The following is a 20617-nucleotide window of genomic DNA, read 5'->3' as shown; positions in this document are numbered from 1 at the left end:
CACACGACTTCGATCCAGCCACGATCTCCGCCTCCTTCTCACCGCAAATCCAGCGCCGCGGACTTCGCGGCCGGAATCACCGTGACGGGATCGGGAAAAGGAAGTGGATCTTGCTCAAAAACCGTGGACAGCCGCCCCATTGTGAATAACCCGCTCACCCCTACAGGTGAGTTCCGGAGCGCGCCGGAACCACTACGCAGCGTGACGAGTTCGAGGGGGTGAGGGCCTTCGACGCGCGGGCCCCTCGAAGACGAGGAAGGCCGAGGAATGATCACTTGGGGTCGAAGGCAGGGACGCGAACCGCGTCCGGACATGCGACGACCCCCGCCGGGGGGGAGAGCGGGGGTCGTCCCCACGGTCCGACTCGGGGGGGGAGGAGCCAGACCGGGTTAGCACGGTCGCGAACGATCCGTGACTTCCATGGTGTACCCGAGAGCCTTCTCAGGCAAACCCACGCGCCGCACTTTACGCCGAATGGTGGGCGCATATGCTCGGGTCGTGGAAAATCAGCCCTTGCCGCACTCCTTGCCTCGCACCGCAGCCTTCTTCGACCTGGACAAGACGGTCATTGCGAAGTCGAGCACTCTGACGTTCAGCAAGTCCTTCTACCAGGGCGGCCTGATCAACCGAAGGGCCGTGCTGCGCACCGCCTACACGCAGTTCATCTATCTGGCCGGCGGCGCCGACCACGATCAGATGGAACGGATGCGGGAGTACCTGTCCGCCCTCTGCAAGGGGTGGAACGTGCAGCAGGTCCGGGAGATCGTCGCCGAGACCCTGCACGACCTCATCGACCCGCTGATCTACGACGAGGCCGCCTCCCTCATCGAGGCCCACCACACCGCGGGCCGCGACGTGGTGATCGTGTCCACCTCCGGAGCCGAGGTCGTCGAACCCATCGGCGAGATGCTCGGCGCCGACCGGGTCGTCGCCACGCGGATGGTCGTGGGCGAGGACGGCTGCTTCACCGGCGAGATCGAGTACTACGCCTACGGCCCCACCAAGGCGGAGGCCGTACGGGAACTCGCGGAGTCCGAGGGGTACGACCTCTCGCGCTGCTACGCGTACAGCGACTCGGTCACCGACGTCCCGATGCTGGAGGCGGTCGGGCACCCGCACGCGGTCAACCCCGACCGGGCGCTGCGGCGGGAAGCGGTGGCACGCGAGTGGCCGGTACTGGTCTTCAACCGGCCGGTACGGCTGAAGCAGCGGCTGCCGGGACTGTCGATGCCGGCGCGGCCGGCGCTGGTCGCCGCAGCCGCGGTGGGCGCTGCCGCGGCCACCGCCGGACTGGTCTGGTACGCGAGCCGACGGCGCGCCCTGGCTGCCACGGCCTCGCGCTGACCTGCACGAACACCGGGTGTCCGATACATCCGGAATCACACCGGAAAGCAAAGAAATGCGGCCAGGGGTTTCGCTCCACTCGGAAGCGGAGTACAAATGAAGCAACGGCCCGCGAGACCAAAGAACATCCGAGAGGATCATCTTTAAAACGCAGTAAGGCCCACGGACCGAAGCATGAACGCCGAGCACCCACGCGACGTCGACCCGTCGATTACGGGCCAGCCGCACCAGGGAACGGGCAAAGATCCCGACCTGATGGGCAATCATCGAGGACGCTTGGTAACTGGGCGTAAGTGCCAGCGGCGACACCAGAGCAGTACGGTGTCGCCGCAACCCATGTCCGGGGCCTGCCAGGCCCCATCGACTCCCGGCCGGCCCGTGAGGCCCCGCCCGGCCCCGTGAGGCCGCCCCGCCAAGCCCCGTGAGGCCCCGCCCGGCCCCGTCAGGCCGCGCCAAGCCCCGTGCGACCCCCGACCGGCCCCGTCAGGCCGCGCCGCGCTGGAGCGCCTCGCAGACCGCCGTCGACTCGCGGACCCCGAGCTCGATCGCCCGGCCGCAGTGCGCGATCCAGGCCGACATCCCCTCCGCCGTCCCCGAGACGTAGCCCTTGAAGGCCTCCGCATAGGCCTCCCTGCCCTGTTCCGCGTGACCGACCTCCGCCGGACAGATCGCCTTCGGGTCCAGGCCGCTGTTGATCAGCACGATCCGCTCCGCCGTCCGCGCCACCAGGCCGTTGTACGAACCGAACGGACGCAGCGCGAGCAGCTCGCCGTGCACCACCGCCGCCGTGATCAGCGCCGGAGCGGAGCCGCCCGCGATGATCAGGCGGGAGAGCCCGTCCAGCCGACCCGCCACCTCCTGGGCGTCGGGCAGGGGCAGGTCGATCAGGGGCTCGTCCACCGGCTCACCGGCCAGGCGGGGCCTGCCGACCATGTCGCCGTCGGCCGTGGAGCCCGAGGCCACCAAGTGGAGCCGCGCCAGGACCCGTAGCGGCGACTGGCGCCAGATGCTCAGCAGCTGGCCCGCCTCCGCCGTCAGGCGCAGAGCGGCACCCACCGTGCGCGCCTCGGGCTCCGAGCCGAAGTCGCTCCGGCGGCGGACCTCCTCCAGCGCCCAGTCGGCCCCGGACAGCGCCGCGCTCCCGCGGGCCCCGCGCAGCGCGGCCTCCGAGGTGATCGCCCCGGCGCGGCGGCGCATGACGCGGTGGCCGTAGACCCGGTCCACGGCCTTGCGTACGGAATCCACGGACTCGGCGACGCCCGGCAGACCGGCCAGCGGCGCGAGCGGGTCGGCGGCGGCTCCGGAAGAGGCCGAGGCGGAGGAAGAGCCCGAGGCGGAGGAAGCGGAAGAGGCCGAAGAGGCGGCTGAAGCAGAGGCGCTACTCATAAGTAAGGAGCCTACGCACTGCTCCCCCATAGCACCGACCCCTCCTTGGAGTGGTCTTCTTCACTCAGGCATACAACACAAAGCCACCGACCCACTACCCTTCGTGAACATGAAGATCGCTTTCGTGGGGAAGGGCGGCAGCGGCAAGACCACGCTGTCCTCCCTTTTCATCCGCCACCTCGCCTCCAATGAAGCCCGTGTCGTCGCGGTGGACGCCGACATCAACCAGCACCTGGGCACCGCGCTCGGACTCAGCGAGGACGATGCGGCCTCACTGCCCGCGCTGGGCGCGCACCTGCCCCTCATCAAGGACTACCTGCGGGGATCCAACCCGCGCATCGCCTCCGCCGACACCATGATCAAGACGACTCCGCCAGGTACCGGCTCCCGGCTGCTGCGGGTCGACGAGGACAACCCCGTCTACGACGCCTGCGCGCGCACCCTCACCCTGGACGGCGAGCCCGTACGGCTGATGGCGACGGGGCCGTTCACCGAGTCCGACCTGGGCGTGGCCTGCTACCACTCCAAGGTCGGCGCGGTCGAGCTCTGCCTCAACCACCTCGCCGACGGCCCGGACGAGTACGTCGTCGTCGACATGACGGCCGGTTCGGACTCCTTCGCCTCCGGCATGTTCACCCGCTTCGACGTGACCTTCCTGGTCGCCGAACCGACCCGCAAGGGCGTCTCCGTCTACCGCCAGTACAAGGAGTACGCGCGGGACTTCGGGATCACGCTCAAGGTCGTCGGCAACAAGGTGCAGGGTCCGGAGGACATCGAGTTCCTCCAGGACGAGGCCGGTGAGGACCTGCTGGTCACCGTCGGGCAGTCGGACTGGGTACGGGCGATGGAGAAGGGCCGCCCGGCCGCCTTCGAGCTGCTGGAGGCCACCAACCGGCTGGCCCTGCAGGCGCTCCAGGACGCCGCGGACGACTCCTACGCGCACCGCGACTGGGAGCGGTACACCGAGCAGATGGTCCACTTCCACCTGCGCAACGCGGAGAGCTGGGGCAACGCGAAGACCGGGGTCGACCTGGCGGATCAGGTCGACCCCGGTTTCGTCCTACGGGAGCTGCTCACTCCTCGTTCTGACTCGCTTCTGCCGGCTCCGCAGCCGGCTTGACCCCGGCGGGGGCGGCCGGCTTGGCCGGCGGCCCCGCCGTCAGGAAGGTGTTCCAGCCCGCCTTCGGCGCCTCGCCGACGTCGAGGGTGCGCATCCACTCCAGGGCCTTCGGGTCCTGGGCGTCCAGCCAGTCCACCAGCTCCCGGAAGGGCACGCAGCGGACCTCCTTCTGCGTGCACATGGTCTTGATGGAGTCCTCGACGGCACGCATGTAGGTGCCGCCGTTCCAGGATTCGAAGTGGTTGCCGATGATCAGCGGCGCACGGTTGCCCTGGTAGGTCCGCTCGAAGGCCTTGACCAGGCCGTCGCGCATCTGCTCACCCCAGTAGGCGTGCTGGGAGGGATCGCCCTGCGTGGTCGTACCGGACTGGTTGACCAGGTAGTTGTAGTCCATGCTGAGCGTTTCGAAGGCGCGGCCCGGCATGGGGACCAGCTGGAGCGGGATGTCCCAGAGGCCGTCCGTCTTCTTCGGCCAGATCTGCTTGCTGATGCCGCTGGAGTCGTAGCGGAAGCCGCCCATCTCCTTCGCCGCCAGCATGAAGTTCTTCTGGCCCTCGAGGCAGGGGGTGCGGGCCCCGATCATCTCCTTGTCGTAGTCGAACGGGAGCGCCTCCATGCCCTTGAGGGCCGGCGAGTTCGTCTTCCAGTTCTTGACGAAGGACTTGGCCTGGTTGATCTCGCTCTTCCACTCGTCCACGGACCAGGTCCCGACGCCGCCCTCGGGTCCGCAGAAGTGGCCGTTGAAGTGGGTGCCGATCTCGTTGCCCTCCAGCCAGGCCTCGCGCACCTGGAGAGCGGTGTCCTTGATGCCCTGGGGGTCGCCGAAGCCGATGTCGGAGCGGCCCGCGGAGTGCTGGGGTGCGGTGTAGAGGGAACGCTTCTCCTCCGGGAGCATGTACACGCCGCTGAGGAAGTACGTCATACGGGCGTTGTACTTCTTGCCCACCTCACGGAAATGCGAGAAGAGCTTCTGGCTGTCCTCTCCCGCCCCGTCCCACGAATAGACGACGAACTGCGGCGGCTTTTCGCCGGGCTTCAGCTTCTCCGCCTTCCGTACGTTCGGCTGCAGGCCCGTGTACGAGGTCGAGCCGTCCCCGATGAGCCGCTTCACGCTGCCCGGAGCCGGGCCTTCCGGCGCGAGCGCGCCCTTCTTGGCCGCCTGACCTCCCGGGGCCGGACGGCCGGCGGGCTCCGAGGTGCTGCACCCGGCCACTCCCAGGACCAGCGCCGTGGCGACGAGGCCGCCGGCGATCCTCTTCTTGGCGGCCTTCTCCGTGGCGGGCCTCTTCGTGGTGGCAGTCATCCGCCGCACCTCTTCCCTCGCAGTTCCGTCGCAGGACTTCCGCGCCGCAACGTCCCATGCGGTCCGTTTTAAGGAAGGTGTGACAAGCCGTACTAAATGCCTATTCACTCGTGCGCGCTAATTCCTAGGCCATTTGCCCGTATTACCTACCACTGGTCTTTACTCTCCATTACCGTTCGTTTACCGAGTGTTGATAATCCCGCCGCTTCACCCCTCCCCCGAGGAGACGGGACCTATGACGAGCACCCCCACCACCACCTCCCCTCCGCCCTCCGGGCGGGCCTCCTCCTGCGACCTCTCCGTCGACCTCTCCGCCTCCATCGCCGTCTTCCTGATCGCCCTGCCGCTCTCCCTCGGCATCGCCCTGGCCACCGGAGCCCCGCTCCAGGCGGGGCTCGTCGCCGCGGCGGTCGGCGGGATCGTGGCCGGACGGCTCGGCGGAGCACCCCTCCAGGTGAGTGGCCCCGCGGCCGGACTCACCGTCGTCACCGCCGAGTTGATCCAGCACTACGGCTGGCGCACCACCTGTGCCATCACGGTCCTCGCGGGCTGCTGCCAGCTGGGCCTCGCCGCACTGCGGACCGCCCGGTCCGCGCTGATGGTCAGCCCGGCCATCGTCCACGGCATGCTCGCGGGCATCGGCGTGACGATCGCCCTGGCGCAACTGCACATCGTGCTCGGCGGCACCCCACAGAGCTCCGCCGTCGCCAATGTCCAGGGGCTGCCCGCCCAGTTGGCCGACCTGCACCCCGTCGCGCTCGGGATCAGCGTGCTCACGCTGGTCGTGCTGCTCGGCTGGCCCCGGCTGCCCGGCCGGGTCGGCCAGGCCCTGCGCAAGGTGCCGGCCGCACTCGCCGCCGTCGCCACCGCTACGGCCTTCGCGGCCCTCGCCGAGCTCTCCCTGCCCCGCGTGGACCTGCCGTCCTGGCGCAGCCACGCACTGCCCGAGCTGCCCGAGGGTCCGGTGCTCGGCGTCATCGCCGCGGTGCTGACCATCACCCTGGTCGGCAGTGTGGAGTCACTGCTCTCGGCGGTGGCCACCGACAAGCTGATCGCCTCCGAGCGGACCACGGGCAAGCGCCCCGCCCGGGCCGACCTCAACCGCGAGCTGCGCGGCCAGGGCGCGGCGAACATCGTCTCGGGCGCCCTGGGCGGGCTGCCCATCACGGGCGTCGCGGTCCGCAGCGTGGCCAACGTCAAGTCCGGTGCCGTGAGCCGGAGATCGTCCATGCTGCACGGCTTCTGGGTCCTACTCGCCGCCGGACTGCTCGTACCGGTCCTCGACCTGATCCCGCTCGCCGCGCTCGCCGCACTGGTGATGGCGGTCGGCGTGCAGATGGTGAGCGCCACGCACCTGCGCACCGTCACCCGGCACCGCGAGTTCCTCGTCTACGCCACGACCATCGTGGCCGTGGTGCTCGGCGGAGTCCTGGAGGGCGTCGCCATCGGCATCGCGATGGCCGTCGCCCTGGCCCTGCACCGCCTGGCCCGGACCCGGATCACCATCGAGCGCCTCGACAGCGGTGTCCACCGGGTGTGGGCGCGGGGGCAGTTGACCTTCCTCGCCGTACCGCGGCTGAGCCGGGTCCTGAACCAGATCCCGGGCAACGGGCACGCCGTCATCGAACTGGACGGCTCGTTCATGGACCACGCCGCCTACGAGACCCTCCAGGACTGGCGGGACTCCCACCTGGCGCACGGGGGCTCACTGGAGGTCACCGGCCGGCCCGGGACCAGGATCTCCGGATCCGACCAGTCGGACCAGCCGGACCAGCCGACGCGGGCCGAGTGGGTCCGGCTCGCGGAGCGGGCCCACCGGGGTGCGCAGCGCGGGGACCACCAGTGCTGCCGTCCCTGGACGCCGTGGCAGAACCACTGCGACCACCGCGCCACGGATTCCCGTACGGCCCCGGAGGCCGACGCGAGCACGGCCGCGCTCTCCCTGCCCCTCGCGGCCACCGCGCCGGTGGCGGCACGCGGGCGCGGCGCCGGTCAACTGGCCAACGGGATCAGCGCCTTCCAGCGGGACACGGCACCGCACGTCCGCGAGGAGCTGGCCCGGCTGGCCCGCGAGGGACAGCGGCCCTCACAGCTCTTCCTCACCTGTGCGGACTCCCGCCTGGTGACGAGCATGATCACGGCCAGCGGCCCCGGGGACCTGTTCACGGTGCGCAACGTCGGCAATCTCGTCCCGCTCCCGGGGGCCGAGTCCACGGACGATTCGGTCGCGGCGGCCATCGAGTACGCCGTGGACGTCCTCCAGGTGGACAGCATCACGGTCTGCGGGCATTCGGGGTGCGGGGCCATGCAGGCGCTGCTCAGCTCCGCGCCCGGGGTACCGATGACCCCGCTGCGGCGGTGGCTGCGGCACGGGCTGCCGAGCCTGGAGCGGATGGCCAGCCGCCATCACGCCTGGGCGCGGATCTCCGGGAGGCTGCCGGCCGACGCCGTGGAGCAGCTGTGCCTGACCAATGTGGTGCAACAGCTGGAGCACCTGAGGGCCCACGAATCGGTGGCCCGGCGGCTCGCCGAGGGCACGCTGGAGCTGCACGGGATGTACTTCCACGTCGGCGAGGCGCAGGCGTACCTGCTGTCGGAGGGAGAGGACTTCTTCGACTGCCGGGTCTTCGACACCGTCGGCACGGGCGCGCTGCGCGGCTGAACGGCCAACCGGCCCCAGCCCCCGACCCCCGGCCAACCGACTGAACGGCCAACAGGCTGAACAGCTGAACGGGTAGAACCCCTTCGAGCGGGAGCTTTGAACCGATACCCTCCCGTATCCGTGCCACTGAGTGGCCCCTTCCCGCACCTCGCAGCGGGCGGGGGCCACTCGTGCGTGGGCCCGGCCGGGTAATAGGTCTACACCAATTCCCTGCAACCTCTTGTCACCCGGGCCATTGACTGATGAGCTATGCCCGGGGACACAACCGGGGACACAACGGACACCCTGGGAAAGGGAGATGCGTCGTGAGCAATGAAAGCCTGGCCAATCTGCTCAAGGAGGAGCGGCGGTTCGCACCGCCCGCCGATCTGGCCGCCGCCGCCAATGTGACTCAGGCTGCGTACGCACAGGCCGACGCGGACCGGCTGGGCTTCTGGGCCGAGCAGGCGCGGCGGCTGAGCTGGGACACCGAGCCCACCGAAACGCTCGACTGGAGCAACCCGCCCTTCGCGAAGTGGTTCGCGGACGGCAAGCTGAACGTCGCGTACAACTGCGTGGACCGCCACGTCGAGGCCGGCAACGGCGACCGCGTCGCCATCCACTTCGAGGGCGAGCCCGGCGACAGCCGCTCGATCACCTACGCCGAGCTCAAGGACGAGGTCTCCAAGGCCGCGAACGCCCTGACCGAGCTGGGCGTACAGGCCGGCGACCGGGTCGCCGTCTACCTGCCGATGATCCCCGAGGCGGTCGTCGCGATGCTCGCGTGCGCCCGCGTCGGCGCCGCGCACTCGGTCGTCTTCGGCGGTTTCTCCGCCGACGCCGTCGCCTCCCGCATCCAGGACGCCGACGCGAAGCTGGTCATCACCTCCGACGGCGGCTACCGCCGGGGCAAGCCCTCCGCCCTGAAGCCCGCCATCGACGAGGCCGTCGCCAAGTGCCCGCAGGTCAGCCACGTCCTCGTGGTGCGCCGCACCGGCCAGGACACCGCCTTCACCGAGGGCCGGGACGTCTGGTGGCACGAGATCGTCGAGCGCCAGAGCACGGAGCACGCGCCGCAGGCCTTCGACGCCGAGCACCCGCTCTTCATCCTCTACACCTCGGGGACCACGGGTAAGCCCAAGGGCATCCTGCACACCTCCGGCGGATACCTCACGCAGGCCTCGTACACCCACCACGCGGTGTTCGACCTGAAGCCGGAGAGCGACGTCTACTGGTGCACCGCCGACATCGGCTGGGTGACCGGGCACTCCTACATCGTCTACGGGCCGCTCGCCAACGGCGCCACCCAGGTGATGTACGAGGGCACGCCGGACACCCCGCACCAGGGCCGGTTCTGGGAGGTCGTGCAGAAGTACGGCGTCACCATCCTCTACACCGCGCCGACCGCGATCCGTACGTTCATGAAGTGGGGCGACGACATCCCCGCGAAGTTCGACCTGTCGAGCCTGCGCGTCCTGGGCTCGGTCGGCGAGCCGATCAACCCCGAGGCCTGGATCTGGTACCGCAAGCACATCGGCGGCGACCGCTGCCCGATCGTCGACACGTGGTGGCAGACCGAGACCGGCGCGATGATGATCTCCCCGCTGCCCGGCGTCACCGAGACCAAGCCCGGTTCGGCACAGCGCGCGCTGCCCGGAATCGCCGCCACCGTCGTGGACGACGAGGCGAACGAGGTCCCGAACGGCGGAGGCGGCTACCTGGTCCTCACCGAGCCGTGGCCGTCGATGCTGCGCACCATCTGGGGCGACGACCAGCGGTACATCGACACGTACTGGTCGCGCTTCGAGGGCAAGTACTTCGCGGGCGACGGCGCCAAGAAGGACGAGGACGGCGACATCTGGCTGCTCGGCCGGGTGGACGACGTGATGCTGGTCTCCGGCCACAACATCTCGACCACCGAGGTGGAGTCGGCGCTCGTCTCGCACCCCTCGGTCGCCGAGGCGGCGGTCGTCGGCGCGAACGACGAGACGACCGGCCAGGCCATCGTGGCCTTCGTCATCCTGCGCGGCAGCGCCTCCGAGACGGACACGCTGGTCGGTGAGCTGCGCAACCACGTGGGTGCCACGCTCGGCCCGATCGCCAAGCCGAAGCGGATCCTGCCGGTGCAGGAGCTGCCGAAGACCCGCTCGGGCAAGATCATGCGCCGCCTGCTGCGCGACGTGGCCGAGAACCGCGCGGTCGGTGACGTCACCACGCTCGCGGACTCCTCGGTCATGGACCTGATCCAGAGCAAGCTGCCGGCAGCCGGCAGCGAGGACTGACACCCGTACGACGACACTCCGCACGAAAACCCGTACGACACGGGAGGGAGGGGCATTCGGCGCGCCGCGCCGGATGCCCCTTTCGCACATAAAGTGACGATCACCGGATACGCCCATGCGTACACCCTGTAAAGTGTTAAGAGCGTAAAGAATTACTCCACAGGGTGCGCCGGGAAGTCTGGTCGGCAACGTGCTTCGCCATGCCGTCCAACCCACCCCGGAGGTGCCACCCGTGGCCGCGCCCACCCCCACCGACAGCCAGAACCGCAAGCTCCTCGGCCGCCTGTCGCTGCCCGAGCGCCGCTTCGTGGCCGACGCCCTGCGCGCCGAGACGGTGGGCGGCGTCCTCCTCCTCGCGGCCGCGATCGCCGCCCTCATCTGGGCGAACGTGCCCGCCATCGCGGCGAGCTACGACAGCGTCCGCTCCTTCCACATCGGGCCCGCCTCCCTCGGCCTGGACCTTTCGCTCCAGCACTGGGCCGCCGACGGCCTGCTCGCCGTCTTCTTCTTCGTCGCCGGCATCGAGCTCAAGCGCGAGCTCGTCGCGGGCGACCTGCGCGACGCCAAGGCCGCAGCGCTCCCGGTGATCGCCGCGATCTGCGGCATGGCCGTGCCCGCGCTGGTCTACGTACTGACCAACGTGCTCGGCAACGGCTCCACGGACGGCTGGGCGGTCCCGACCGCCACCGACATCGCCTTCGCGCTCGCCGTCCTCGCCGTCATCGGCACCTCCCTGCCGTCCGCGCTGCGCGCGTTCCTGCTGACCCTGGCCGTCGTCGACGACCTGTTCGCCATCATGATCATCGCGGTGTTCTTCACCAGCGAGATCAACTTCCTGGCGCTCGGCGGCGCGGTCGCCGGCCTGGTCCTTTTCTGGTTCCTGCTCCGCGTGAACGTGCGCGGCTGGTACGTCTACGTCCCGCTCGCCCTGGCCATCTGGGGCCTGATGTACAACAGCGGCGTCCACGCCACCATCGCCGGTGTCGCCATGGGCCTGATGCTGCGCTGCCACCGCAAGGAGGGCGAGCAGCACTCCCCCGGCGAGCACATCGAGCACCTGGTCCGGCCCATCTCGGCCGGTCTCGCCGTACCCCTCTTCGCCCTCTTCTCGGCCGGCGTGTCCCTTTCCGACGAGGCCATCGGCCAGGTCTTCACCCGGCCCGAGACCCTCGGCGTGGTGCTCGGCCTCGTCGTCGGCAAGACGTTCGGCATCTTCGGCGGCACCTGGCTCGCCGCCCGCTTCACCAAGGCCGAGCTCAACGACGACCTCGCCTGGCCGGACGTGTTCGCCGTCGCCTCGCTCGCCGGCATCGGCTTCACCGTCTCGCTCCTGATCGGCGAGCTCGCCTTCACCGACGACCTGGTCCTCGCCGACGAGGTCAAGGCCGCCGTCCTGATCGGCTCGCTGATCGCCGCGGTCTTCGCGGGCATCCTGCTGAAGATGCGCAACCGGAAGTACAAGGCGCTCACCGAGGACGAGGAGCGCGACGAGGACCTCGACGGCATCCCCGACATCTACGAGCAGGACAAGCCGGACTACCACCTGCGGATGGCGAAGATCTACGAAGCCAAGGCCGCGCAGCACCTGCGCAGGGCCGAGGAGGCCGCCGCCGGTGCGCAGAGCGCCGCGGCCGAAGCTCCGGGCGGGTCCAGCGGCGACGGCGGCCGTCCGGCATGATCTGACCTGACGACAGGACAGCCGTCGCAGTCGGACGACAGAGGGAGAGAGCGATGAGCGCAGTGGACCAAGGGGCCCCAGGAGCCGAGCGCACACTCGGCCAGCTGGTCGCCTCGGCCACCGCCGAGATGTCCGCCCTGGTGCACGACGAGATCGCCCTCGCCAAGGTGGAGATCAAGCAGGACGTCAAGCGCGCGGGCATCGGCAGCGGCGCCGCCATCGTCGCGGGCGTGCTCCTCCTCTTCTCGCTGCCGGTGCTGAGCTTCGCCGCGGCGTACGGCATCCACAACCTCGGGCTCGGCCTGGCCTGGTCCTTCCTGATCGTCGGCGTGGCGTTCTGGCTGCTCGCGGGCGTGATCGGTCTGATCGCCATGGCGAAGTTCAAGAAGATCAAGCCGCCGGTGAAGACCATCGCCTCCGTCAAGGAGACGGCGGCCCTCGTCGGCACCGTCAAGCCCCACGCCCGGTCGGTCAGTGACAACGCCGTGGGTGTGGCACGCTCGTCTTCATGACAGCCCCCTCGTCCGATTCCGGCTCGTTCGCCACGCCCCCCACCGCCGCCACGGCGGTCCGGATCGCCATCCCCGGCGGGCGAGAAGTGACGCACCGGGACGTCGCGGCCAACGGGGCGCGGTTCCACGTCGCCGAGCTGGGTGACGGACCGCTGGTGCTGCTCCTGCACGGCTTCCCGCAGTTCTGGTGGACGTGGCGGCACCAGATGACCGCGCTGGCCGACGCGGGCTACCGGGCCGTCGCGATGGACCTGCGCGGGGTGGGCGGCAGCGACCGCACCCCGCGCGGCTACGACCCGGCCAACCTGGCGCTCGACATCACCGGGGTCGTACGGTCCCTCGGCGAGCCCGACGCCGCCCTCGTCGGGCACGACCTGGGCGGCTACCTCGCCTGGACGGCGGCGGTCATGCGGCCGAAGCTGGTGCGCCGGCTGGTGGTGTCCTCGATGCCGCACCCGCGCCGGTGGCGCTCCGCGATGCTGTCCGACTTCGGACAGACCCGCGCCAGTTCGCACATCTGGGGCTTCCAGCGGCCGTTCGTGCCCGAGCGTCAGCTCGTCGCCGACGACGGGGCGCTCGTCGGCGAACTGATCCGCGACTGGTCGGGCCCCCGGCTCCCCGAGGAGGACGACGTCGCGGTGTACCAGCGTGCGATGTGCATCCCCTCCACCGCGCACTGCTCGGTCGAGCCGTACCGCTGGATGATGCGGTCCATGGCCCGGCCCGACGGCCTGCAGTTCAACCGTCGCATGAAGCGGCCGGTGCGGGTGCCGACGCTGCACCTGCACGGCTCGCTCGATCCGGTGATGCGCACGCGGAGTGCGGCGGGGTCCGGGCAGTACGTCGAAGCCCCGTACCGCTGGCGGCTCTTCGACGGGCTCGGGCACTTCCCGCACGAGGAGGACCCGACGGCGTTCTCGACCGAGCTGGTCAACTGGCTGAAGGATCCCGAGCCGGACCGCTGAGGCGGACCACCGAGTCGGACTGTCGCTTATATGACAAGCATTCAATTGCCTGACGCATAGGCCAATTGGCCGCCCGGAACGCGATTACCGACCTTGGGCCCCGGGCACAGCTCGGAGTATGGGCTGGACGCACGACTACGGTGACACCGCACACGAACGCCGCTCGACGGTCACGCCGGGCACGCACAGGGGGCAGGGCCGCGAAGGCCACGACGACCCCCGACTCGGGATTCCGCGCATTTTGCGCCGGCGGGCCCGCTGGGTCTCCGCCCGGCTCAGGCACCAGCGTACGTAGACAGGGCCCGGCGGGGGCTCCGGGGTCCGACAGGGCCACGGGGCCCCTCAAGGCTCCTGTGGGGCTCTCCTGTGGGGCTCAGAGGGCGCAGCCCTGGCTGCCGACCCGCTGGTTCGCCGTCCGGCCGATCCGGATGTCCTCGCGGATCTCGTCCGTGGTCAGGGCGTAACCGGTGTTCGGGTCGTCGAGGGACTTCGCGAAGACGACTCCGTACACCTTGCCCTCGGGCGTCAGCAGCGGGCCGCCGGAGTTGCCCTGGCGGACCGTCGCGAACAGGGAGTAGACGTCCCGTCGCACGGTTCCCCGGTGGTAGATGTCCGGGCCGTTGGCGTTGATCCGGCCGCGGACGCGCGCCGAGCGGACGTCGTAGGCGCCGTTCTCCGGGAAGCCCGCGACGATGGCGTCGCTGCCGCTCACCGCGTCCTTGTCGGTGAACTCCAGCGCCGGCGCCTTCAGCTTGGGCACGTCCAGGACGGCGATGTCGCGCTCCCAGTCGTAGAGCACGACCTTGCCGTCGTAGAGCTTGCCCTCCCCGCCGACCTGCACGGTCGGTTCGGCGACCCCGCCGACGACGTGCGCGTTGGTCATCACCTTGCCCGGCGCGAAGACGAAGCCGGTGCCCTCCAGCACCTTGCTGCACGCGGGCGCCGTGCCGACGACCTTCACGATCGACTGCTTGGCGTACTCGGCCACCGGGCTGCGCGCGAGCAGCGGGTCCGGCGGCTTGACCTCGGTGATCGGCTCGTTGGAGAACGGGCTGAAGACCTGCGGGAAGCCGTTGCGGGCCAGCGTGGAGCTGAAGTCCGAGAACCAGGTGTTCGCCTGCGCCGGGAGCACCCGGGAGACGCCGAGGAGCACCTTGGAGTTGCGGACTTCCTTGCCCAGCGTGGGAAGTGACGTACCGGCGAGCGCTGACCCGATCAGCCAGGCCACCAGCAGCATCGCGACCACGTTCACCAGGGCGCCGCCCGTCGCGTCGAGCGCGCGCGCCGGCGACCACGTGATGTGGCGCCGGAGCTTGTTGCCCAGATGAGTGGTCAGCGCCTGGCCGATCGAGGCACAGATGATGATCACGACCACGGCGATGACGACGACGGTGGTGGACACCTGGGTGCCGTTGTCGGTGACCCGGTCCCAGATCAGGGGCAGCAAGGACACGGCGACGAGACCACCGCCGAGGAAGCCGATCACCGACAGGATGCCGACGACGAACCCCTGGCGGTAGCCCACGATCGCGAACCACACGGCGGCGAGCAGCAACAAGATGTCCAGCACGTTCACAGGGGTCACCGTCTCATGCGCGCCAGTCGAGCGGGACTTCCCGGGACCGGTCCCAGGGGCGCTCCCAGCCGGCGAAGTGCAGGATCCGGTCGATCACCCCGGCGGTGAAACCCCAGACCAGAGCCGATTCCACGGTGAAGGCCGGGCCCTGGAAGCCGCCGGGGTGCACGGCGGTGACCCGGTGCTCGGGGTCCGTGAGATCGGCCACGGGCACCGTGAAGACGCGGGCGGTCTCGGCCGGGTCGACCACGCCGACCGGGCTGGGGGCCCGCCACCAGCCGAGCACCGGGGTCACGACGAACTCGCTGACCGGAATGTAGAGGCGGGGCAGCACCCCGAAGAGCTGGACCCCGGCTGGATCCAGACCGGTCTCCTCCTCGGCCTCGCGCAGCGCGGCGCGCAGCGGGCCGGTGGTGTGCGGGTCGCCGTCCTCGGGGTCGAGGGCGCCGCCGGGGAAGGAGGGCTGGCCGGGGTGCGAGCGCAGGGTGCCGGCGCGCTCCATCAGCAGCAGCTCGGGGCCGCGGGGGCCCTCGCCGAAGAGGATCAGCACGGCGGACTGGCGGCCTCGGCCGTCCTCCGGCGGCAGGAACCGGCTGAGCTGGGTGGGCCGCACCGTCCGGGCCGCCTCGGCGACGGGGTCCAGCCAGTCGGGCAGGCCGTGGGTACGGAGGTCCGTGCTTCCGCGCGGGCCGCTCCGGGTGTCGTACGGGGCCCCGTGCGCGGTGGCTGCGCCGGGCACGGCGGCGGCGGTCGCCCGGCGGTTCTGCGTGGCCTCTGTCATAGGCACCCCTGTCCGTGGTCCCCCACACACCGCCAAACGCGGTGCGGGTAGCGATTCGTTCCTTGCGGGTGCGGCTCCGCTGCCGGGCCTGCGCCCCGGAGCCCGCGCCTCAAACGCCGGCGGGGCCGGATCCGGCGGGGCTCACGGGGCGGAGGAGCCGCCCAGCGGGAGCGCCGGGAGGCCCGGGTAGTCCGGGGGCGGGCTCAGGCGCTGGCCGGGCTGGCCGCCCTTCTCGTACTTCAGGAGCTTCGCCGCCTTCTCCGGGTCGGTCTCGCCCTCCCCGTAGGCCGGGCAGAGCGGTGCGATCGGGCAGGCACCGCAGGCGGGCTTGCGGGAATGGCAGATCCGGCGGCCGTGGAAGACGACGCGGTGCGAGAGCATCGTCCACTCGCTCTTCGGGAAGATCGCGCAGATCTCCGCCTCGACCTTCTCCGGGTCCTCCTGCTCGGTCCACTTCCAGCGCCGCACCAGGCGCCCGAAGTGGGTGTCGACCGTGATGCCGGGGACTCCGAAGGCATTGCCGAGGACCACGTTCGCCGTCTTGCGGCCCACCCCGGGCAGGCTCACCAGGTCCTCGATCCGGCCCGGCACCTCACCGCCGAAGTTGTCGCGAAGGGCCTGCGAGAGGCCGAGCAGCGACTTGGCCTTCGCCCGGAAGAACCCGGTCGGCCGGATGATCTCCTCCAGCGCCTCGGGATCGGCTCCGGCCATGTCCTCGGGGGTCGGGTACGCGGCGAAGAGGGCCGGGGTCGTCTGGTTCACGCGCAGGTCGGTGGTCTGCGCGGACAGGACGGTGGCGACCAGCAGCTCGAAGGGGTTGCGGAAGTCGAGCTCCGGGTGCGCGTACGGGTAGACCTCCGCCAGCTCGCGGTTGATCCTGCGTGCCCGCCGCACCATCGCCAGATGGCTCTCCGGCTTCGCCCCGGCCTTCTTGACCTTGCTCTCTGCCATCCCCGAAGGCTACGCCGCGCGGCCCTCCGCCCGTGGCCGGACGTGAGCTCCGCCCGGCGGGGGTTTCTTGGCCGAAGTTTTGCCCTGAAGCGGGGGTGACTGCTCCGGGAGGGCTCTCACCAGGCCGTGTTCGCCCACGGCTGAATTTACCGTGGGCGTCACTCCCCCGGACCCCTTGGCCTGTGCTCTCACCGGCCTGTTGGACACCGCGCAGGTCCGGGACACGGCGGCGACGAGCACCCCGGACCTGAGGTAACACCACCCCGATCGGCCTCTCGCCGCACAGCACACCCGTACGTCCGGCATCCTTGTGATGAACGTGATTGATCGCACTGTTTGAGCCGTCCGGCAAAATGGGGGAGCGATCCCCCCGCTGGTCGACATAGGAGAGAGACTCGTGGACGACGTACTGCGGCGTGCCCCGCTCTTCGCGGCGCTCGATGACGAGCAGGCCGCGGAGCTCCGCGCCTCCATGGGCGAGGTGACCCTCGCACGTGGTGACGCCCTGTTCCACGAGGGCGACCCCGGTGACCGGCTCTACGTCGTCACCGAGGGCAAGGTGAAGCTTCACCGCACCTCCCCCGACGGCCGCGAGAACATGCTGGCCGTCCTCGGCCCCGGAGAGCTGATCGGCGAACTGTCGCTGTTCGACCCGGGCCCGCGCACCGCCACCGCCACCGCGCTGACCGAGGTCAAGCTGCTGGGTCTGGGTCACGGAGACCTCCAGCCCTGGCTGAACGCCCGGCCCGAGGTGGCGACCGCGCTGCTGCGCGCCGTCGCGCGGCGCCTGCGCAAGACCAACGACCAGATGTCCGACCTGGTCTTCTCCGACGTTCCGGGCCGCGTGGCCCGTGCGCTCCTCGACCTGTCGCGCCGCTTCGGCGTGCAGTCGGAGGAGGGCATCCACGTCGTGCACGACCTCACGCAGGAGGAGCTGGCCCAGCTCGTCGGCGCCTCGCGCGAGACGGTGAACAAGGCGCTGGCCGACTTCGCGGGACGCGGATGGCTCCGCCTCGAGGCTCGCGCGGTGATCCTGCTGGACGTGGAGCGGCTGGCGAAGCGCTCGCGCTGACGCTCGTAGTCTCCGCTGAGGGGTCCTGCCCAGGTGGGCGGGGCCCCTTTTCGTGTGCCTGCGGCGCCGTTCCGGGGGCTCTGCCCCCGCGTCCCCGCGCCTCAAACGCCGGCGAGGCTGGATGTGGCCGGCGGCGGCAGGGAGGGGCCGGCGCGGGCATGGGAGGGCCTGGCGGCCTCGCGGGAGTGACCGGCGTTTCGGCCTGAGGTGTGCGGCCCGGGGGAAGGCACAGTGGACCCATGGAGCACAGAGGCCTCGACGCGTACGGGTACTTCGAGCGCGAAGGCTCGCTCGGGCAGGTGCAGGCCGAGTTCCGGGGGCTCGTCGCCGCCGCGCGGAAGCGGATCGGGGAGGCGTACGGGCGACGGCTGCACAGCGCCTACCTGTACGGATCCGTACCGCGCGGGACGGCCCGGCCCGGGCGGTCCGACCTCGACCTGCTGATCGCCCTGCACCACGCGCCCGGCGAGGAGGACCGCGACACCACCGAGGCCCTGGCGCGCGGCCTCGACGAGGAGTTCGCGGAGATCGAGGGGGTCGGGATCCTGCTGTACGGCAAGGACCGGCTGCTGAGCGAGCAGGAACGTTACGACCTGGGCTGGTTCCTCGCCTGCCTGTGCACCCCGCTGCTCGGCGCGGACCTGGCCGAGCACCTGCCCCGCTACCGGCCGGACGGCCTGCTCGCCCGCGAGACCAACGGCGACCTCGCCGAGCTGCTGCCCAAGGTGCGCGAGCGGATCCGTGAGGCGGCCGCGCCCGAGGAGTACCGGAAGCTGTGCCGGGGCGTCTCGCGGCACCTCGTACGGACCGGGTTCACCCTCGTCATGCCGCGGTGGGGCGGCTGGACCAGTGACCTCACCGAGTCGGCGGAGGTGTTCGGGCAGTACTACCCCGAGCGCGCCGACCAGATGCGCGCCGCGGCCGCCGCCGCGCTGGACCCGGTCGCCGACCCGGCCGTGCTGCGCGCCTACGTCGAGGACCTCGGGCCGTGGCTCGCGGACGAGTACACGGCCCGGCACGGGACCAAGACGCCCCGCCCGGCAGGCTAGGGCCTGTCGTCAAACTCCCGCCTGCCCGCTCACTCGGGGGCCCCGGGGATCAGCCCGTGCTCCTTCAGGTACTCCAGCTGCGCGCGTACGGACCACTCCGCGGCCGGCCACAGCGACCGGTCCACGTCCGCGTAGACGTGGGCGACGACCGCCTCGGGGGTGGTCAGGCCGTTCTCGACCGCCGTCTCGATCTGCGCCAGGCGGTGGGCCCGGTGGGCGAGGTAGAACTCCACCGCGCCCTGCGCGTCGTCCAGGACCGGCCCGTGCCCCGGGAGCACCGTGTGGACCCCGTCGTCGACCGCCAGCGAACGCAGCCGGCGCAGGGAGTCCAGGTAGTCGCCGAGCCGCCCGTCGGGGTGCGCGACGACGGTGGTGCCGCGCCCCAGGATCGTGTCACCGGTCAGGACCGCCCGGTCGGCCGGCAGGTGGAAGCAGAGCGAGTCCGCGGTGTGGCCGGGCGTCGGCACCACGCGCAGTTCCAGACCGCCCGTGCGGATGACGTCCCCGGCGGCCAGACCCTCGTCTCCCAGGCGCAGGGCCGGGTCCAGGGCGCGGACCTTCGTCCGGGTCAGCTCGGCGAAGCGCGCCGCGCCCTCCGCGTGGTCGGGGTGTCCGTGGGTGAGGAGGGTGAGCGCGACCCGCTTGCCCGCCTGCTCGGCGGCGGCGACGACCGCACGCAGGTGTACGTCGTCCAGCGGGCCGGGGTCGATCACCACGGCCAGGTCGGAGCCGGGCTCGGAGACGAGCCAGGTGTTGGTGCCGTCGAGGGTCATCGGGGAGGCGTTCGGGGCCAGGACGTTCACCGCCCGGGCGGTGGCGGGTCCGGAGACGACGATTCCGCGGGGCTGGCCGGGCAGGGCGGCGGCATCGGTCATGCGGGGGCTCCTCCGGGGTGCGCGGGGCCGGGGTGCGCGCCGCCCGGGCCCGGGGTGCCGGGGGCCGTGAGCCGGACGCGCTTGGTGAACTCGTCGTGGCCCGGCCAGCTGAGCACGAGCTCCCCGTCCGTGAGGGTGGCCTTGGCGAGGACCGGGGTCAGGTCCTGGGCGCCGGCCGCGGCGAGGGCCTCGGCGGGACTCCCGTACGGCTCCAGGGAGCGCAGGGTGGTGATGGTGGGCGGCATCATCAGCAGCTCGCCCTTGTCGTAGCCGGCGGCGGCGTCGGCGGGGCGGATCCAGACCGTGCGGTCGGCCTCGGTGGAGGCGTTGCGGGTGCGCTGGCCTTCGGGGAGGGCCGCGACGAAGAACCAGGTGTCGTAGCGGCGCGGCTCGAACTCCGGGGTGATCCAGCGGGCCCACGCGCCGAGCAGGTCGGAGCGCAGGACGAGGCCCCGGCGGTCGAGGAACTCGGCGAAGGACAGCTCACGGGCGACCAGGGCCGCGCGGGCGGCCTCCCAGTCCTCGCCGGTGGTGTCGCCGACGACGGTGTCCGCGGACTCGCCCGCGAGCAGGACCCCGGCCTCCTCGAAGGTCTCGCGGACGGCTCCGCAGACGATCGCCTGGGCGGTGGCGGGGTCGGTGCCCATCCGCTGCGCCCACTCGGCGCGGCTCGGGCCGGCCCAGCCGATGAGGTGGTCCTCGTCGCGGGGGTCCACACCGCCGCCGGGGTACGCGTAGGCGCCTCCGGCGAAGGCCATCTCGGCGCGGCGGCGCAGCATGTGCACGGCGGGGCCGTCGGGGGTGTCGCGCAGCAGCATCACCGTGGCGGCGCGCCTCGGTTCCACCGGGGTGAGGGCGCCGTCCGCGAGGGCGCGGATCCGGTCGGGCCACTCCGGGGGGTACCACTGACCTCCGGCGGAGGTCTCTTGCTGACCGTACTGACCATTCGGCATGGCGGGATGCTACGGGCATCCGGGCCGATGTTCGAGGGGTGGCCTCCGCACACCGCTGCGCGGGGCCTGTCCGGCTGCGGGCGGCCGCTGCGCGGGGCCCGGTCCCCTACCCGCCCTTCGCCCATCCCC

General features: G+C 71.1%; 16 protein-coding genes. 9 read left to right on the top strand and 7 right to left on the bottom strand.

All coding sequences use genetic code 11. The features are described from left to right. The first annotated feature begins 474 nt into the window (after positions 1-474). Positions 475-1344: an HAD family hydrolase gene (locus OG247_RS24120; RefSeq protein ID WP_327254213.1), complete on the top strand. Its 870-nt coding sequence runs from the start codon at positions 475-477 to the stop codon at positions 1342-1344. A gap of 483 nt (positions 1345-1827) precedes the next feature. Here OG247_RS24120 and OG247_RS24115 read toward each other — a convergent pair whose 3' ends face one another. Beyond that, a complete protein-coding gene (locus tag OG247_RS24115; protein WP_327254212.1) occupies positions 1828-2730 on the bottom strand; it encodes an oxidoreductase in 903 nt (300 codons plus the stop codon). A 109-nt stretch (positions 2731-2839) separates the two neighbouring features. On the opposite strand from OG247_RS24115, the gene OG247_RS24110 reads away from it, so the two are divergent. Next, a complete protein-coding gene (locus OG247_RS24110; RefSeq protein ID WP_327254211.1) occupies positions 2840-3850 on the top strand; it encodes an ATP-binding protein in 1011 nt (336 codons plus the stop codon). Here the strand turns inward: OG247_RS24110 and OG247_RS24105 are convergent. Then, on the bottom strand, positions 3804-5153 hold the full coding sequence (locus OG247_RS24105) for a hypothetical protein (protein ID WP_327254210.1): 1350 nt from the start codon (positions 5151-5153) through the stop codon (positions 3804-3806). The two genes, OG247_RS24110 and OG247_RS24105, sit on opposite strands and share 47 nt — an antisense overlap. 235 nt (positions 5154-5388) lie before the next feature. Between OG247_RS24105 and OG247_RS24100 the strand changes: the two genes are divergently transcribed. The 5 genes from OG247_RS24100 (at position 5389) to OG247_RS24080 (ending at position 13231) form a co-directional block, all read left to right on the top strand. Then, positions 5389-7815 carry a SulP family inorganic anion transporter gene (locus tag OG247_RS24100; RefSeq protein WP_327254209.1) on the top strand — a complete coding sequence of 809 codons (2427 nt, stop codon included), beginning with the start codon at positions 5389-5391 and terminating at the stop codon, positions 7813-7815. 305 nt (positions 7816-8120) lie between these two features. Beyond that, the gene (gene acs, locus OG247_RS24095) at positions 8121-10076 is read left to right on the top strand and encodes an acetate--CoA ligase (protein WP_327254208.1); all 1956 of its coding nucleotides are present in this window, start codon (positions 8121-8123) and stop codon (positions 10074-10076) included. 232 nt (positions 10077-10308) lie between these two features. Then, positions 10309-11754, top strand: coding sequence for a Na+/H+ antiporter NhaA (nhaA, locus tag OG247_RS24090; protein WP_327254207.1), 1446 nt, complete (start codon positions 10309-10311; stop codon positions 11752-11754). 53 nt (positions 11755-11807) lie between these two features. Further along, positions 11808-12266 carry a phage holin family protein gene (locus tag OG247_RS24085; protein WP_266906122.1) on the top strand — a complete coding sequence of 153 codons (459 nt, stop codon included), beginning with the start codon at positions 11808-11810 and terminating at the stop codon, positions 12264-12266. Then, on the top strand, positions 12263-13231 hold the full coding sequence (locus tag OG247_RS24080) for an alpha/beta fold hydrolase (protein WP_327254206.1): 969 nt from the start codon (positions 12263-12265) through the stop codon (positions 13229-13231). The genes OG247_RS24085 and OG247_RS24080 overlap by 4 nt, the downstream gene beginning before the upstream one ends. Positions 13232-13604: 373 nt before the next feature. Here OG247_RS24080 and OG247_RS24075 read toward each other — a convergent pair whose 3' ends face one another. The 3 genes from OG247_RS24075 to nth form a co-directional block, all read right to left on the bottom strand. Further along, positions 13605-14807, bottom strand: a complete 1203-nt coding sequence (locus OG247_RS24075; RefSeq protein ID WP_327257595.1) for a MarP family serine protease — start codon at positions 14805-14807, stop codon at positions 13605-13607. A 13-nt stretch (positions 14808-14820) separates the two neighbouring features. Then, positions 14821-15588, bottom strand: coding sequence for an NUDIX hydrolase (locus OG247_RS24070; RefSeq protein ID WP_327254205.1), 768 nt, complete (start codon positions 15586-15588; stop codon positions 14821-14823). A gap of 141 nt (positions 15589-15729) precedes the next feature. Continuing rightward, positions 15730-16539 carry an endonuclease III gene (nth, locus tag OG247_RS24065; protein WP_327254204.1) on the bottom strand — a complete coding sequence of 270 codons (810 nt, stop codon included), beginning with the start codon at positions 16537-16539 and terminating at the stop codon, positions 15730-15732. A gap of 397 nt (positions 16540-16936) precedes the next feature. Between nth and OG247_RS24060 the strand changes: the two genes are divergently transcribed. Together OG247_RS24060 and OG247_RS24055 are read left to right on the top strand one after the other, a co-directional pair. After that, positions 16937-17611, top strand: coding sequence for a Crp/Fnr family transcriptional regulator (locus tag OG247_RS24060; RefSeq protein ID WP_003981529.1), 675 nt, complete (start codon positions 16937-16939; stop codon positions 17609-17611). A gap of 239 nt (positions 17612-17850) precedes the next feature. Continuing rightward, positions 17851-18660: a nucleotidyltransferase domain-containing protein gene (locus tag OG247_RS24055; protein WP_327254203.1), complete on the top strand. Its 810-nt coding sequence runs from the start codon at positions 17851-17853 to the stop codon at positions 18658-18660. A 29-nt stretch (positions 18661-18689) separates the two neighbouring features. Here the strand turns inward: OG247_RS24055 and OG247_RS24050 are convergent, their stop codons facing one another. After that, the gene (locus tag OG247_RS24050) at positions 18690-19535 is read right to left on the bottom strand and encodes an MBL fold metallo-hydrolase (protein ID WP_327254202.1); all 846 of its coding nucleotides are present in this window, start codon (positions 19533-19535) and stop codon (positions 18690-18692) included. Continuing rightward, positions 19532-20488, bottom strand: coding sequence for an NUDIX hydrolase (locus OG247_RS24045; protein ID WP_327254201.1), 957 nt, complete (start codon positions 20486-20488; stop codon positions 19532-19534). The genes OG247_RS24050 and OG247_RS24045 overlap by 4 nt, the downstream gene beginning before the upstream one ends. Positions 20489-20617: the final 129 nt, after the last annotated feature.

Source organism: Streptomyces sp. NBC_01244 (genome assembly GCF_035987325.1).
Classification (GTDB): domain Bacteria; phylum Actinomycetota; class Actinomycetes; order Streptomycetales; family Streptomycetaceae; genus Streptomyces.
The sequence above is the reverse complement of the archived record's forward strand: the minus strand, read 5'-3'. Positions and strand labels throughout refer to the sequence as shown.

What these genes read in the sequence shown, in the direction of transcription:
- nth (WP_327254204.1), bottom strand. Translation starts at nt 16,539, where the DNA reads ATGGCAGAGAGCAAGGTCAAGAAGGCCGGGGCGAAGCCGGAGAGCCAT.
- OG247_RS24080 (WP_327254206.1), top strand. Translation starts at nt 12,263, where the DNA reads ATGACAGCCCCCTCGTCCGATTCCGGCTCGTTCGCCACGCCCCCCACC.
- OG247_RS24105 (WP_327254210.1), bottom strand. Translation starts at nt 5,153, where the DNA reads ATGACTGCCACCACGAAGAGGCCCGCCACGGAGAAGGCCGCCAAGAAG.
- OG247_RS24120 (WP_327254213.1), top strand. Translation starts at nt 475, where the DNA reads ATGGTGGGCGCATATGCTCGGGTCGTGGAAAATCAGCCCTTGCCGCAC.
- OG247_RS24070 (WP_327254205.1), bottom strand. Translation starts at nt 15,588, where the DNA reads ATGACAGAGGCCACGCAGAACCGCCGGGCGACCGCCGCCGCCGTGCCC.
- OG247_RS24110 (WP_327254211.1), top strand. Translation starts at nt 2,840, where the DNA reads ATGAAGATCGCTTTCGTGGGGAAGGGCGGCAGCGGCAAGACCACGCTG.
- OG247_RS24100 (WP_327254209.1), top strand. Translation starts at nt 5,389, where the DNA reads ATGACGAGCACCCCCACCACCACCTCCCCTCCGCCCTCCGGGCGGGCC.
- OG247_RS24115 (WP_327254212.1), bottom strand. Translation starts at nt 2,730, where the DNA reads ATGAGTAGCGCCTCTGCTTCAGCCGCCTCTTCGGCCTCTTCCGCTTCC.
- OG247_RS24050 (WP_327254202.1), bottom strand. Translation starts at nt 19,535, where the DNA reads ATGACCGATGCCGCCGCCCTGCCCGGCCAGCCCCGCGGAATCGTCGTC.
- OG247_RS24055 (WP_327254203.1), top strand. Translation starts at nt 17,851, where the DNA reads ATGGAGCACAGAGGCCTCGACGCGTACGGGTACTTCGAGCGCGAAGGC.
- OG247_RS24045 (WP_327254201.1), bottom strand. Translation starts at nt 20,488, where the DNA reads ATGCCGAATGGTCAGTACGGTCAGCAAGAGACCTCCGCCGGAGGTCAG.
- OG247_RS24085 (WP_266906122.1), top strand. Translation starts at nt 11,808, where the DNA reads ATGAGCGCAGTGGACCAAGGGGCCCCAGGAGCCGAGCGCACACTCGGC.